At 58.0% G+C, this 15,148-nt stretch carries 13 protein-coding genes and 1 pseudogene; 1 reads left to right on the forward strand and 13 read right to left on the reverse strand.

The window, feature by feature from the left end:
- The first annotated feature begins 4 nt into the window (after positions 1-4).
- Positions 5-793, forward strand: coding sequence for an IS21-like element helper ATPase IstB (gene istB, locus OKW41_RS22730; RefSeq protein WP_429571136.1), 789 nt, complete (start codon positions 5-7; stop codon positions 791-793).
- Between the two features lie 238 nt (positions 794-1,031).
- Here istB and OKW41_RS22735 read toward each other — a convergent pair whose 3' ends face one another.
- The 13 genes and pseudogenes from OKW41_RS22735 to OKW41_RS22795 form a co-directional block, all read right to left on the reverse strand.
- On the reverse strand, positions 1,032-1,385 hold the full coding sequence (locus OKW41_RS22735; RefSeq protein ID WP_429574029.1) for a BON domain-containing protein: 354 nt from the start codon (positions 1,383-1,385) through the stop codon (positions 1,032-1,034).
- 208 nt (positions 1,386-1,593) lie between these two features.
- Positions 1,594-1,863: pseudogene (locus OKW41_RS22740) on the reverse strand (FAD-dependent monooxygenase); the annotation flags it as partial.
- Positions 1,864-2,549: 686 nt separating this feature from the next.
- Positions 2,550-3,623: a porin gene (locus OKW41_RS22745; RefSeq protein ID WP_429574030.1), complete on the reverse strand. Its 1,074-nt coding sequence runs from the start codon at positions 3,621-3,623 to the stop codon at positions 2,550-2,552.
- Positions 3,624-4,049: 426 nt separating this feature from the next.
- On the reverse strand, positions 4,050-5,069 hold the full coding sequence (locus OKW41_RS22750) for a LacI family DNA-binding transcriptional regulator (protein WP_429574031.1): 1,020 nt from the start codon (positions 5,067-5,069) through the stop codon (positions 4,050-4,052).
- A gap of 172 nt (positions 5,070-5,241) precedes the next feature.
- The gene (locus OKW41_RS22755; protein ID WP_429574032.1) at positions 5,242-7,119 is read right to left on the reverse strand and encodes a feruloyl-CoA synthase; all 1,878 of its coding nucleotides are present in this window, start codon (positions 7,117-7,119) and stop codon (positions 5,242-5,244) included.
- 117 nt (positions 7,120-7,236) lie between these two features.
- Complete coding sequence (locus OKW41_RS22760; protein WP_429574033.1) at positions 7,237-8,688, reverse strand: aldehyde dehydrogenase; 1,452 nt, start codon at positions 8,686-8,688, stop codon at positions 7,237-7,239.
- Positions 8,689-8,723: 35 nt separating this feature from the next.
- On the reverse strand, positions 8,724-9,551 hold the full coding sequence (locus OKW41_RS22765; RefSeq protein ID WP_026225831.1) for a p-hydroxycinnamoyl CoA hydratase/lyase: 828 nt from the start codon (positions 9,549-9,551) through the stop codon (positions 8,724-8,726).
- A gap of 310 nt (positions 9,552-9,861) precedes the next feature.
- On the reverse strand, positions 9,862-10,548 hold the full coding sequence (locus OKW41_RS22770) for a nuclear transport factor 2 family protein (protein ID WP_429574034.1): 687 nt from the start codon (positions 10,546-10,548) through the stop codon (positions 9,862-9,864).
- Between the two features lie 102 nt (positions 10,549-10,650).
- Positions 10,651-11,421: an SDR family NAD(P)-dependent oxidoreductase gene (locus OKW41_RS22775; protein WP_429574035.1), complete on the reverse strand. Its 771-nt coding sequence runs from the start codon at positions 11,419-11,421 to the stop codon at positions 10,651-10,653.
- Positions 11,422-11,718: 297 nt separating this feature from the next.
- Positions 11,719-12,276, reverse strand: coding sequence for a gluconokinase (locus OKW41_RS22780; protein WP_429574036.1), 558 nt, complete (start codon positions 12,274-12,276; stop codon positions 11,719-11,721).
- Positions 12,273-13,151 carry an NAD(P)-dependent oxidoreductase gene (locus OKW41_RS22785; RefSeq protein ID WP_018420628.1) on the reverse strand — a complete coding sequence of 293 codons (879 nt, stop codon included), beginning with the start codon at positions 13,149-13,151 and terminating at the stop codon, positions 12,273-12,275. Before OKW41_RS22785 ends, OKW41_RS22780 begins: the two co-directional genes overlap by 4 nt.
- On the reverse strand, positions 13,148-14,245 hold the full coding sequence (locus OKW41_RS22790; RefSeq protein ID WP_113061921.1) for a LacI family DNA-binding transcriptional regulator: 1,098 nt from the start codon (positions 14,243-14,245) through the stop codon (positions 13,148-13,150). The genes OKW41_RS22785 and OKW41_RS22790 overlap by 4 nt, the downstream gene beginning before the upstream one ends.
- Positions 14,242-15,147 (reverse strand): SMP-30/gluconolactonase/LRE family protein, encoded by a 906-nt coding sequence (locus OKW41_RS22795; protein ID WP_429574037.1) that lies wholly within the window; start codon positions 15,145-15,147, stop codon positions 14,242-14,244. The genes OKW41_RS22790 and OKW41_RS22795 overlap by 4 nt, the downstream gene beginning before the upstream one ends.
- Position 15,148 lies beyond the last annotated feature (1 nt).

Raw genomic sequence — 15,148 nt, forward strand, 5'->3', positions numbered from 1 at the left:
CATCATGAATCCGAGTCCAGAACTGAATTCCATCCTCAAGCAACTGCGCCTCTCGGGCATCCTCGACTCGCTCGAACAGCGCAACCGGCAGGCCATCGACGGGCAGCTTGCCTACACCGAATTCCTCGCCATGCTGTTGCACGACGAGGTTGCGCGGCGCGACCAGAAGAAACTCGGCGCGCGGCTCGCCCGCGCCGGCTTCGCGCTGGGCAAGACGCTCGAGAGCTTCAACTTTGACCTGCTGCCCAAGCTCAATCGGGCGCACATTCACGATCTGGCCACGGGCCGCTACATCGACGAGAAGGTCTGCATTCTGATGGTCGGCCAAACGGGCGTCGGCAAGTCGCATCTGGCTCAGGCCCTGGGCCACTGCGCGGCCCGCCAGGGGCGCGACGTGCTGTTCATCACGCAGACTGACCTGCTCAAGAAGTTGCACGCCGCGCGCGCTACCGGCCTGTACGAACGCAAGTTCCAGCAGTTCGTGCGCGTGCCGCTGCTGATCGTCGATGACTTCGCGCTCAAACCCCTGCATCCGCCCCACGACGAAGACTTCCACGATCTGATTGCCGCCAGGTACGAGCGCGCGGCGTCAGTCTTGACTTCAAATCTCGACTTCAGCGAATGGGGCGACGCGTTCCCCGACAACCGTATCCTCGGCGCCGCCACGCTTGACCGGCTACGCCACGGCGCCTATCGCGTGGTGATCGAAGGCGACAGCTTCCGCAAGCCCAAACCAATGCCTGAAAACAGCGAAAACGCCGTTGCAAAATCTGGCAAAAAACCGCATTCTTGAGTCCCTTCGAAATCGCGTTTCGGGGCCACTTCTGGTGGCCTCATTATGCCGATCATCACCGGCTCGATTACGCCGATCCGTGACACTGTCCGAAAGATGTTGATCAAGAAATTTGATCCGTGATCCGGAAACAACGCATACGCTACCTACGGGCGACCCACATGCCTCCACCGTTCAAGCGCCAGTTTCGCGGAACCGGACACTGGCGCTGCCTTTGCTCCATCGAAACGACCGACTACTAACCGCCTTCGGCACGAATGGTCAGCGCGTTCTTTACCGACTTCACGCCCGGCACACCTTGCGCGGCTTGCGTCGCACGGTCGATTTGCGACGCGTCCGGCACCGATCCGGCCAGCGTGATGTCGCCGTCGCGCGCGCCCACGACGATGTTCGCGACGCTTAGGCCCTTCGTCTTCGCCAGCGTGGCGCGCACCTTGCGTTGCAACGCACGGTTAGCCTGCTTGATCTGCTTCGCCGTCGGCGCGGCAGCGGCAGGCGACGCCGCCGACTCCTTGTCTTGTGCGTAAGCATTGAGGGAAGTGAGAACGATCAGCGCGCCGCCGATCACCTTCATTGCCGAGAATGTTTTCATTTCAACTTTCTCCAATTGTCTTAAGTATGCAGTCCCAGCACGGGACGTCCGTTACAGCAGTGAGTTCATGCGGAAAAACCGATGAATGGAACGGTGATGCAAGCCGGGCACAAGCATTCAGCGGAAACGACGACTTCGCGCGAGGGCGCGGGCGCTGATCACGCCGCGTCGCGAGCCGGGAGACACGATACAGCAATTAGTGCGGGAAGTCGTGCAGCGACACGTTCGACCGCTTGAACTTCGGTGCATCGACTGCCGCGAGTCTCGCCACAACGAGATCCTTGACGACTTCGTGCTGCGCATAGCCCGTGATCGAGTGCCCAGTCAATTCGGTCGGCGCGATGCGACGGCGTTGACCGTCAAATTCGAGCTCGAAGCCATGATGCAGCAGGCCTTCGGCCTGCATGCGCGCGCCGAGTCCGGCCTGACTGAGCGCTTCTGTCGTGCTTTGTTCGAGCACGCCTGCGCGATTCGCCGACGGGGCCCCGTCGACGAAGCCGACTTGAGAACGCATGTTGTCTCCGAAAGACAGTAGTGATGCTGTGCATATACAGTATCGGCACTTCGGACCAAGCAGCCACGCAATTGCAATACAACGCCACCGCGGCCAATGACGATGAGAACCGCTGGTTCGAAAAGCGAAATGCCGTCGCGAATTGTACTGCCTGTTCTAGGGGAAGTACGCGACAGCCCTATACCGGCTTGCCATGCATCGATTCAACAAGGTCAACTCGATGCTGAGGACGGCTCCAATGGTTGACCGAACCTTTGTCGGTGGAACAATAGTCCCAAGCGAGTGATAAACATCGAGCTGTCCATAGCTCGCTTGATGAGTCGGCCCACCAAATCCACAAAGAGCGCCAGAACAGAGGGTACGACTTGAGAATATCACCACTTGTGGCGGTTGGACCGGGCGTACCGCCGCCTATAACAATGCTCGCTTGCCATTTTCATCATGGCAGCGACGGGGCTCTCCCTGCTTTACCGAACTGCTCTCAACCCTGAGTCATTGTCAGCCATAGGTGTCCACCAATAGGTGGACGCCTGTGCTCCTCCTTCAGAGTGCCGCGGGATAGACGTCGATAGTGGACAGCTTACTCTTGGTCCAGTCTGGTCAGGCAAGTAAGCAGATTCTTCCACGCCGGGACGCAACGGTTCGGCTGTTTAGAACTGGTGTTGAATGCCGGCATAAACCCCTGACTGCGAGTGACCTGGGAGCGGGTTGCCAGGGTCGTTAGCCGGGAGCGGCTCTAGACTGAACCTGCCCGTGCTGCTATTGCGGACTGTTGCCGCTTGAAAGTCCAGCAGTGTCCGCTTTGACAACGAATAAGATCCTCCGACCGTATAGATCGTTGCGTTGCCCGCGCCCTGGTTGGCGTTGATGTGATAGGCGACCGCGATGAGAGCTGCTGCTGGCGTTATATGCCACGTTGCGCCAGCCCATCCATGCTGAGTGAAAGTTGGAGCGCCCGGGACTGCCTCGGGCGCAGAGGACGTCTGATACGCCGCCGATAGCTTGACTGGGCCGAGGAATACGTTGGTAGCGATGGAGTATTCACGCGAGTGCGCGAAGACGTCGTCAAACTTTCCGTTTGCCGGATCGCGAATCTCGTCGTAGATCCCCTTTACCTGAAAGAGCGCCGACGAATAAGACAATGCCACGCCTGCCTGTCGCCCCTGCGCGGTCGTGCCATTGCCGTTCCAGTTAGTCGCGTTTGACAGCGAATACTGACCATAGAATTCGAACCCACCGATCTTCGACGACCGATACCCGATGTTATTGATCGACACAGGCAAGCTTCGGGCACGCACGAGGGAGCCGGACGACCAAATGGTTTGCTGAAGTGGATCGTACTCCCATACTTCATTCGAGATAAAGGGCGACTTCCCAAAATAGAACGAACCGTATTTCAGGTTAGTGAAACCTACAGTTGCGAATCGAGTCCACATCGCGCCCGGCTCAACAGTATTTCCATTCGCGACGTTGAACACAGTGTCGAGATGGAAAGTCGCTTGCGTTCCACCACCGAGGTCTTCCGATCCCATCAAGCCCCAATAGCTCACTCCCCAGTCGTTGCTCTCAACACTCCAGCGGGACTTGGAGCCTCCAGTCGTCGAGGGTATGCCAGTAAAATACTCGATGCCGGTATCAAGTCGACCATACATCGTGATGCTGCTTTGCGCATGTACTGCACTTACGCAAAAAGCGGCGACCGCTGCAACAGTAATCTTTTTCACCTTTCGTCTCCTTGGATCATCACGTCTTTTCGATATTTTCTGATTTATGCTTGGTACGCCTAACGTATATGGGTACAGGGCGACTGCTTTCTTCCGTGCCCTTCACACTTCACTTGATCCGGCGCACCCAACGACTGGGACTAGATGCGCTGTCGCTTTTACTAGTCGTCACTTTCCGCGCATCAATGTGACCGGTCACATTGACTTTACCAAGAACGGTGACCGCGCGAAATTATTGGAAACCCTAGAAGAGAGGGTGCAATAACGACGTCTTAAGGTTTTGCAGCAATGGGGAACGTCTAGTGCGCCTCGGAAAAGCTCGATGGTTCGCTCGTCGCGTCTTGCGTCCCTTTCCATTTCGGGAGCAGTGAGATGATATACACGGTGATGACGACGCGCGCCCGGTGTATCGGCGACAGGGCCGCTTTATGCGGTCCCTTCCACAGTCGTAAAGTCCACGTTGAGCCGCCTTCGCGTCACGTCGCCGAAATTCAACTGCTCAATAAGAATCTGCGCAACCAAGGCTCCAATTTTTCTACCGTCAAGCTGCAATGTGGTTACTGGAAAATCCAAGCCGTCGACGAGGTTTTGATCACTGAACGCAATCAGCCGAAGCGTTGGCTTACCTTTCGAATGCCACGTCTTAGCAGCCAGCAACGTACCGATCGCAGCGAAATCGTCGGCGCAAAAAAGCGAGTCGATGTTGGGTTCGTTTTCCAAAAGTATCGACAAGGAATTGCCAACTTGACCTAAAGTCGCCGTTGCATCCACAACTACAAAACGTACTGGTCGAGTGCCGACAATCGACTTGATGAAAGCCTGAGTACGTTTTTGCGCCCAATTGTCGCCCGTCGTCACAACTGCGGGATAAGCGCAACCCAATCTCCGCAAGTACCTTGCCGCAGCTTTTCCAACAGCAGCGTGAGAGAAGCCCACCAACATGTCGATAGGAGACTTCGTCGTGTCCCACATTTCGACAATGGGAATCCCCGCTGAGAGAAGCTTCTTTCTCGTCAAGCCGGTGCGAACCACCCCGGCCAGAACGATCGCCGCCGGACGACGACCTAAAATAGCGTCAATTGCTGCACTGTCTTCTGCCTGAACGGAATCCCATCGCGCCGTCATCAGCTGACATCCAGCAGCGAACAATTGTTCGCTCAAAATTGGTAACGTTTGCCGAAGGACTCCGTTAGCCGTCGACGGGATTAAAGCGACTATCAGGCGGCTACGGTTTGAGGCCAAGGCACCGGCAACAAGATCCGGTGCGTAGCCAGTCTGCAAAACCGCTTCTTTCACCCGATCGAGAGTCTTTTTCGATACAAGATTGGGGTTTGCCAGCGCCCGTGAGACTGTCATTTTGGTGACGCCGATTAGCGCGGCGAGGTCACTTTGCGTGACACGCCCCCTTGCTCGCCTTGATCGCGGAGTCCCTTCTGCTTCGGACACAGTGCCGCTCCCATATTCGGCTTTGATAGGTGCCCCTATGCGGGGACTGTGGTACCTCCCATGCTACCTATTCGCTGCGACGGCGTGACCTCGATCGTCATCGGGCACGGCATCATTGTTCATTGACGCACGACAGGTCGATGCGATTCGTCGGTCACGTAGCGCTGCATTGTCAATTTTTCCGCCGCGCGTAGATGACCTCAGGATCCGCCCCGTCATTCGCATACATGGCTTCTACCAAGTGTGCCCGGTGCTGAAGAACCGCCCGCTGGTTGATTGACCCTTTGTCTGTAATTTCGCCTTTGTCGAGTGAGGGTGGCGTAGTCAAGATTCGCAGGCGTGCGATATATGTGGAGCTACCTGTTGCTCCAGAGTTCAAACGAGCGGCGAGTTCTGTAAAATAGGCGCGAACAGATGGCGCATTCAACACCTCCTTTGCCGTCGAATTCGCGCCAAGACCAGCTAGGGTCCGACAAGCGTCTACGCGGGGAAAGAGCATAGCCCCAACATCGTCGCGATTCATTCCGGTTATGACAGCGTCTTGAACATAGGGAGCGCCTTCCGAGATGATTCGCGCGCGCATCGGTCCCACGCTTGCAAATGTTCCCGATCCGAGCTTGAAGTCTTCCGCGATGCGGCCATCAAACGAGAGGCCGATTTCCGGTCGCGCTGCATCGACAAAGCGCACCGCGTCGCCAGTTCGGTAATATCCTTCATCGTCAAACACATCCTTTGTCTGTTCCGGCGAAGCGCGCCAATATCCACGCATCACATTCGGCCCCCGAAAGCGCACCTCGAGCTTTCCGTCGACAGGTACCAATTTCGTCATACATCCGGGCGCGGGCAGACCGATATAGCCCGCACCGGAGAAAGGTCCAGTTGTAAATAGGCATGACGGAGCCGTCTCAGTCATGCCGAGTCCGGCCATGATGCGAATCCGTTCGCCACAATACTTCAGGGTCACGCGCTCCAGCCGCTCCCATGCTGCCTTTGAGAGGCCTGCGCCGGCAAAGAAGTACATCTTGACGCTTGAGAAAAATCGCTCGCGCAGTGTTGCGTCGGACTCCAACGCAATGGTTAGTTCTTCCCAACCTTTCGGAACGTTGAAATAGATCGTCGGTGCAATCTCTCTAAGGTTCCGCAACGTTTCTTCGAATTTGCCGGGAACGGGCTTTCCGTCGTCGATGTAGATCGTACCGCCGTTATATAGTGCAATACCGAGATTATGACTGCCCCCGAACGTGTGATTCCAAGGCAGCCAATCCACCAACACCGGCGGCTCCTTGCCAAATTCCGGGAATGTCTCAAGGAGCATCTGCTGATTTGAGCAGAGCATACGATGCGTGGTAGGAACAACCTTAGGGAGACGGGTCGACCCTGACGTAAAGAGAAACTTGGCGACCGTGTCACCATCGATACTTTCGTGAGCCGTGTCAACGTCTCGTGGCTTTGTATTTAGCAACGAGGCGAAGCTAGTCACTGGGCTGCCACCTTCAAGCGAAGTGACGCTCACTCGCTCGACGTCTGAGGCCAACGTCGCATCGAGCGCTGCCGTGTATGAGGCGATTTCGTCAGCGAATACCAGCCCCGGTGTCAACGTGGACAGAACGTGACGCAGTTTCCCGTAGTCGCCTGAAATCAATGAATACGCCGGTGAAATCGGAGCGTAAGGAATACCCGCCCACATTGCGCCCAGCGCAAGCTGCAAGTGCTCTAGACTATTCCCCGAAAGAATCACAAGAGGACGCTCTGCGCTGAGACCGCGGTCGCGCAGGGCCTGCCCAATAGCGTGGGCGTCCTGTACCATCTGCCCATAGGAAATGCCGCGCCAGACACCATTCGAATCGCGCCGGGCGACAAGGAGGCGGTCAGGATGTGCCTCTGCACCGCTAACTAGACGCTCGGTCAAGCGCGTGGGATAACTACCCAGTGGATCCGTCGCCTCGATGTACCAGCAATCGCCACGTTGCTCGATGCGTGGCGAGACCGAACTAACGGCGACACTGCGATATGGTGTCTCCCGAGCGTTCTCGCGTAGTTGCGATTCCAAATCCTTCTCCTAGATGAGGTCATCGGTTCCCGGCACTGATTTGCCGGGAACCGATGGCGCACTTACGTTCTTCGAGTGCGGTTTTGCACCGCAAGCGAGTGCCGATTGGCGTACCAGTCAGATCGGGTAATGCCGGGGGGCAGTCTGCACTGTCAACCACCGAAGGTCGGTGAATTCGGCAATCGAGGCCTTGCTGCCGAAGCGGCCGTAGCCACTGGATTTCACGCCGCCAAAGGGCATCTGTGCTTCGTCGTGTACAGTCGGTCCGTTGATGTGGCAAATGCCCGACTCGATGCGCTTCGCCACGTTCATCGCACGTGCGATGTCACGGCTGAACACTGCCGCCGACAGCCCGTATTCGCTATCGTTCGCGACTGCCAGCGCTTCTTCGTCGCCATCCCCCCGCTGCACCGTCACGACCGGACCGAACGATTCGTCTGCGTAGAGCTTCATCTCACGCGTGACGTTTTCGACGATCACAGGCTGCATGATCGCGCCGTTGACCTCGCAGCCGAGGGGCAGACTAGCGCCCTTCTCACGCGCGTCCTCCACAAGCGCACGGATACGCCGTGCCGCGCCTTCACTTTCCAGCGTTCCCAGGATCGAGCCCGGCTGGGTCGGATCGCCGGCCTTGAGCGTGCGCGCCTTAGCGACGAGCTTTTCGACAAACGCATCGGCAATCTTGCGGTCGACGATCACCCGTTCAGTCGACATGCAGATTTGCCCTTGATTGAAGAACGCCCCGAACGCGATGCCCTCAACTGCCGCGTCGAGGTCGGCGTCGTCAAGCACCAAGACCGGGGCCTTGCCGCCCAGTTCCAGCAATGCGGGCTTCAAATGCCGTGCCGACAGTTCCGCGACGATGCGGCCGACGCGCGTCGAGCCCGTGAAGTTCGTGCGCTTGACGGCCGGGTTCGCGATCAGGCGCTCAACGATCGCCGGTGCGTCTTCGGGAGCGTGAGTGATGACGTTGACGACGCCCTCACCAAGACCCGCCTCGTTCAGCACTTCACCGATCAGCGCATGCACGCCGGGGCAGCCTTCCGATGCCTTGAGCACCACCGTATTGCCGCACGCGAGCGGCATCGCCAGTGCACGAGTTGCGAGGATCACCGGAGCGTTCCACGGCGCAATGCCAAGCACGACACCGCACGGTTGACGCACGGCCATCGCGAGGCTACCGGGGACGTCGGACGGAATCACGGCGCCGTCGATCTGCGTGGTCATCGCGGCCGCTTCACGCAGCATGTTGGCCGCGAGCATGACGTTGAAGCCGTACCAGTTCGCCATTGCGCCCGTTTCAGCAGCGCCGATTCTGATGAAATCGGGCGTGCGTGCGTCCATGCGGTCGGCCGCAGCGACGAGACGCTTACGGCGCTCCGTGGGCGCGAGCGCGGCCCACGCGGGAAACGCGTGCGCCGCAGCGGCCACGGCCGCATCGGCGTCTTCCACCGTGGCGGCAGCGGCGCGCGTGGCGACCTCACCCGTCGCCGGATTGATGCGCTCGAAAGTCTTGCCGTTCGATGCGGCACGAGCCGCGCCGCCGATCAGAAGTCCGCTTTCTTGCATGTTTTCCTCCCTCACTCGATTCGATGCGACGTCATTCAGCGTTTGTACGCCTCCAGACCCGGCTTGATGGCCTTGTCATCGAGGAACTGCTTGAGGCCTTTTTCGCGACCGCCTTCGGGGTCGCGATGGTTGGCCTGGTCGAGCTTCGCGTACAGGTAGTCTTCGTTCTGCTCCCACGTAAGCTCACGCGAGCGCTTGAAGCCGTGCTTCGCATTGCGCAGTACCACCGGGTTCTTGTCGAGCAGCTTCGCGGCCAGTGCTAGGGTCTCCTCGCGCAGCTGTGCGAGAGGCACGCTCTTGTTCACGAGGCCCATTTTCGCCGCCTGCTGGCCCGTGAACGTGTCGCCAGTCATGATGTAATGCAGTGCCTCGCGATGACCGACCGTGTCAGCCATCGCCTTGCTCACCAGGTTACCGGGAGGAATGCCCCAGTTGATTTCCGACAGGCCGAACACGGCTTCGTCGGCAGCGATCGCGAGGTCGCACGCGACCAGCGGCGAGAAGCCGCCACCGAAGCACCAGCCGTTGACCATCGCGATCGTGGGCTTCGAATACATGCGTAGCAATTGCCATTGCCAACGGCTCGCGTCGCGACGGATGCGCTCCTGCAGCACGTCGGGACCCGCGTCGACCTCCCGAAAGTACTCCTTGAGGTCCATGCCGGCGGTCCACGCCGTGCCTTCGCCGGTCAGCACGAGCACCTGCGCATCGGAATCGAGCTCGATTGTCTCGAGTACGTCGATCATTTCCTTATTGAGCGTCGGACTCATCGCATTGCGCTTCTCCGGGCGATTCAGGACCACCCATGCGATGCCGCCTTCCACCGTGACTTTGACTGTTTTCCAGCGTCCTTCGTAACTCATCATCTCTCTCCGTGAATTCGGCCAAGCTGGGCCGATGCCTTCCCATCTATCCACCAGGTAGCGCACCTGAGAGCGCCACTCGGTCGCTTTTGCAGTAATGTGACCGCTCACATAGACTCTATCAGTGAGGCATCTCAGGCAAAACCGCCGGAAATCCTAGGTCACTGTGCTGATACAAGGCGCTGAGCCCAGATCGGGAATCGCCACCTCTTCCGACCCCTCTCCACGATCTGTTGAAGGCCCGGGTGACACGTAGACATACATGGCGATCTGCCGTTGGCAACGGCGCTACGCTGCCCCTGTCGCCAAATTAGCGCTCGCCCAGAATCTGTTCCTTTACAGCCCATCCGTCATCGGCCCAGCTGTCATAGGGCAACGGGCATGGCGGAACCGACTCCTGAACAGTTTCAGGCGTATATGGATTGTGATACGTCGTCGGTTTGAGGTCGGGGCTTTCGGCCATCTTCCCGGTATAGGTCATTGAAAGATCGTCTACCCAACCATCCTTAAACGTGCACTTCACGACACGGAACCAATGGAGGTGCCAAATCTTCCATTTACCATCCACGTAAATGAAATCACATGCATACGCACCGAACGACCAGAGAGGAACAGGGTTTTTCCCCTCTTCATACCTCACGGCCTCAATACCGGGCGATCGCCAGACGCCTTTCGCCGTCTTGCCATCGGCTGCCACCTCAATCATCGGCGTGGCAAGATAATGAATGAGCATATTGCCCTTCAGGTCCATCGAGAACTGCTTGCCGAACAATGTGCGCAGTGCGTCAGGACCGACGTATACACCACGGTCGCCGACCTCGACAGACACATCGGGCATGTTCATCGCAAACAGCTCGATGTGGTCATGCATGTTCTTCGGAAGATGGTTGACGGTATAGGCACCCATCAAATTCTGGATTTCTCGCACCGCATTCAACCGAAAAATTTCGTGTTGGAGTGCCTGAAGCTCGCTCGGGGAAACGGTGTTAGCGCTCATTCGATAACATCCTCAAGGATTGAATTCTTGCCGGCTGGGACGCGCGGCGGATACAGCCCTATGGGGCCGGCAGGGGCTTAAGCAGTCAAGCCCCGCGCACACTTACTCCACGATGGAGAGACCACCGTCGATGGGCAGGAGAACACCGTTGATGTAGCTTGCTGCAGGCGTTAGCAGAAACACGATCCCACTTGCGAGCTCATCGGGCCGACCGGGCCGGCGCATTGGATTCTTTTCAAGATGCTTGCTGAAGACACCTTCATCGATGAACTTCGAATTGCGAGGGGTGCGCACTGGACCGCCGGGGGCGACGCAGTTGAATCGTACGCGACCGCCGTGAGTAGCAGCCATATACTTTGTATAGCCGACAATGCCGGCCTTCGCCGCGCAATACCATGCAGCCCCACCACCAAAGATTGGACCAACGACCGAAGCGATGTTGACCACCGCTGCGCCTTCTGCAGGATTGCTTTGCATAAAGGCCGCGGTAACCATCTCTACGCTACCGATGGCGTCTTTCACGGTGTCAGCGAACTGCGGATCACGTCCGATTGCGACAGGTCCGGCGTTATTCACCAGCCCCACGAGCGGCCCAAGCTCTGCGCTTTTCTTCATGGCCGCGTCGATTGCACTCGAGTTCGTCACGTCACCGCTGACTGCAGTGATGGATGCACCGAACTCCCCTGCTGCCTCAATGGTTTTCTGGATACCGTCCGGATTCAAATCCCACGCGGCAACTCGATAGCCTCGGCGCGCTGCGAGGACTGCTGTCGCCTGCCCGATGCCGCTTCCGGCACCAGTGACGACTACGACGGAACCTTGCGGATGGGGTTTGGCCAGATGAATTTCTGAAGTCGTTACCGATTCGCTCATGCTTGTCTCCTGATTGCGACGCCGACATCGTGTCAGCGCTAAGACCATACTACTCGGATTTGAGGGCGATGTGAACGGTCACATCGTAATTTTTTTGACGTTTTTCACGCCAGATTCGTCAGACTACGCCTGGTCCCTGCCGGCCGGTGAGGAGCTGAGCGCTTGCCACCATGTCGCACATGCCTTGTCTCCTCATTGCGACGCCGACATTATCAGCGCTGATATCAATACTACTCCCATTCGCGATAGATGTGAACGGTCACATCGGAGGCCTTTAACGTTTCGAAGCTAGATTCGTTAGACCGCGCCCGATCCTGCCGACCGGTGAGGAACTGAGCTCGTGCCACCCTTTGCGCGAGCGTTCGGACCTAAAGCCGACAGAGCCTGACGCACCTGTTCGGCAGTTGACGCCGTGCCATCCACATAGATTGCCTGCTCTGTAGCCGTGGGAAGCTCAAGTGAGGCAATCTGACTCTCGAGCAGGGATGCAGGCATGAAGTGGCCTTCACGCGATGCCATCCTAGCCTTCAGGCTATCTGGGGACACCACTGGGAGAACGAAGCGGACCTGACAGCACTCGGCACGGATTCGATCTCGATATGAAAGCCTAAGCGCCGAACACGACGCCACGGCCCCGACATCGACATATTGGCACAGCGTTGCGGCTACAGAATCGAGGAATGGCCACCGATCGGAGTCGCAGAGCGGAATACCCGCTCGCATCTTGGCGATATTCGATGCGGGATGACAATCGTCTCCCTCGATAAAATGCCATCCAAGCGCCACAGCGATTGCTTTCGCGAGAGTGGACTTACCGCATCCACTCACTCCCATGACAACGAGTGCCCCGCTCATACCTCGTCCTTCCCTAGCCGGAAGAGACGCATATATTCGGCGCTGTCGGCAGCACCAAAGCCTCCGGCAACCAACATGCGATGGAGGTCGGTGATCACGGAGGTCACTGGCATCGGGATTCGCCTTGCCATGGCTGATGCCTGAACTGTCTCCAGGTCCTTCAACATGTTGTCAATTCGCCCCGTCGGCGTGAAGTCCCGAACGGCCATCTTCCCCATGAACTCCTGAAGAATCCGCGAGTCGGCGCGACCGCCCGCTAAGGCACCCGGAATCTTGGAAGCGTCAACTCCGTGCTGTTCGGCAAACCGCACCGCTTCTGCAACTGCCATGAACCCGGCCGCGCAAAGTACCTGATTGATCAACTTGACCGTCTGACCAGCCCCGGCCTCGCCGAAGCGCGTAAAGCGCGCGGCCAACTGAGCGAGTAGGGGCTCGGCGTGCTTTACGTCTTGCTCTGTGCCGCCGACCATCAGTGTCAGCGTACCCTGAAGAGCAGCTGGAGCACCACCGGAGAGGGGTGCGTCTACCCAACCCATCCCGCTCTGTTCCCGCAATCGGGCGGCCATTTCAGATGTACGCCCGGCATCAATGCTCGACATATCTATGAGAAGCTTGTCGGTGCTTCCCTCGGCAGCGATCCCATTGGGCCCGAAGACAGCCTTTTCAACGATTGCAGCGCTATTAAGACTGGTAATCACAAAATCTGCGTTACGCGTCGCTGTCGCTGCAGATTCGGCTGCGGTGGCACCGATTGAAACGAGCGGCCCAAGCTTGCCCGCAAAGGCGTCGAAAACCGTCACTTCCGCGCCTGTCTGAATTAAACGCGTCGCAATGGCAGAACCCATGACGCCTACACCGATAACTGCGACCTTCATACATTCGCCTCCCGAACAGATCCTCTTTCAACTACCGACAGACCGACGTCGATAATTTCCGATGCGTCTTCGCCCGTCCCGGCCACAAGCTCCAGAAGAAGGCGTCCGGCGCGCTGGCCCAACGCATGGAAATCGACATGTATCGTTGTGAGAGGCGGATTGATCTCGCGACCTATGTCGAAATTACCGAACCCCATCACCGAGAGCTGCCCCGGTACATCAACCCCACGTCGCTGACATTCCATTACGACGCCTACTGCGGAAAGGTCCGAGACCGCAAACACGGCTTCGATGTCGGGAGCGCGGTCAAGTAATAGTCCAATCGCCGTCGAACCATGTTCGTACGACACCGGAGCCCGACCGTTCCTCAGGACAAGGTCAGTTGATAGGCCGGACAGACGCAGTTCGTCTTCGAAGCCGCAAACCCGTTCTTCACCGCGATGGTCACAGATGTCGCCGTCGTTCTTGCTCGCGATCGCACCGATCCGCTTGAAACCCTTCGAAATCAGATGCCGCGCTGCGGTGCGTCCTACCTCATAATTTGAAAAACCCACCGCGTGCTCGATCGGTTGATTCGGCAGGTCCGCAATTTCAACTACCGGTACGTCTGCCCGCAGCAGCGAGAGCACTGCCGATCGCCGATGCGTAGCACCGGTGAGGACAATCGCCTCGGGGCGGCGCGCAAGCAGGTTGGTAAGCTGACGCTCCTCTTCCGCGAGGTCATAGTCGGTATAGGCGATCAGGAGATCGTAATCACGCTCGCGAAGGATCTCTGTCAAGCCATGTGCAACCATTGAGAAGTTCGAATTGGTTAAAGTCGGCAGAATTAGGGCGATGAACCCCGTGCGCCGACTTGCCAAACTCCCGGCCGCCCTGTCAGGCACATACCCAAGGTCGGCGATCGCTTTCGCGACCCGCTCCCGAGTTGCCGGCAGCACCACATCTGGCTCACTCAAAACGCGCGATACCGTCATCCGCGAGACGCCGGACAGGCGTGCAACGTCACGTATGGTTGCGCGCTGGGGCGGCTTTGACCGCTTCCTCTGCAAGTCGTCTTCCTTATCGCGTTCGCGGGAAGGTATCCGGGAATTCATGGCTTTTGTACGCCCCTACGGTTTAAATAAATCGAATACAGTGATGTCGACGCGCAGATAAACAGGCGACTGCGCGCACGCCCCCCGAAAGTTACGTTGGCGACCACCTCGGGAACGCGTACTTTGCCAAGCAAGCGCCCTTCAGGCGAAACGCAGTGAACACCATCGGCGGCACTCGTCCAGACATTGCCATCTTCGTCGCAGCGAAAACCGTCGGCCGCGCCTGGAGATACTGTATGAAATACGTTCCCGCCCTTCAGTCGCCCCTCGGCCTCCAGATCAAATACCCTGATGTGGCGCTCTGCGTTGTCGTCGTGGAATGCTCCAGTATCAGCAATGTAAAGGCGGCTTTCATCGGGCGAGAAAGCGAGGCCATTCGGTCCACCAAAATCATCGGCCATCACGTCCAGCCGTCCGGTGTGCGGGTCAAACCGGTAGACATTGCAGGGCAACTCCTGCTCTGCACGACCGCCCTCGTAGTCCATCTTGATTCCGTAGTGCGGATCCGAGAACCAGACTGTTCCGTCCGATTTGACCACAACGTCGTTCGGCGAGTTGAGTCTCTCCCCATTGTACCGGTCGCAAAGGACGGTCAGCGAACCATCGTGTTCGGTCCGAACTACGGCGCGCTGCCCGTGAGAACATGTGATCAGCCGACCTTCCCGGTCACGGGTGTTGCCGTTCGCATAGTTGGAGGGCGAGCGATATACCGAAACTCCAACGCCTTCAATCCAACGCATGATCGCGTTGTTCGGAATGTCGCTGAACAACAGTGCACCGGCATCGGCGAACCATACGGGGCCTTCCGTCCAACGAAAGCCGGTTGCTAGTTTCTCTAGTTTCGCATTGTGCAGTACATAACGCTGAAACACTGGGTCGATGATTTCGAACTCGCCTTCCACG

It is taken from the genome of Paraburkholderia sp. UCT70, assembly GCF_050434085.1.
Classification (GTDB): Bacteria; Pseudomonadota; Gammaproteobacteria; order Burkholderiales; family Burkholderiaceae; genus Paraburkholderia; species Paraburkholderia tuberum.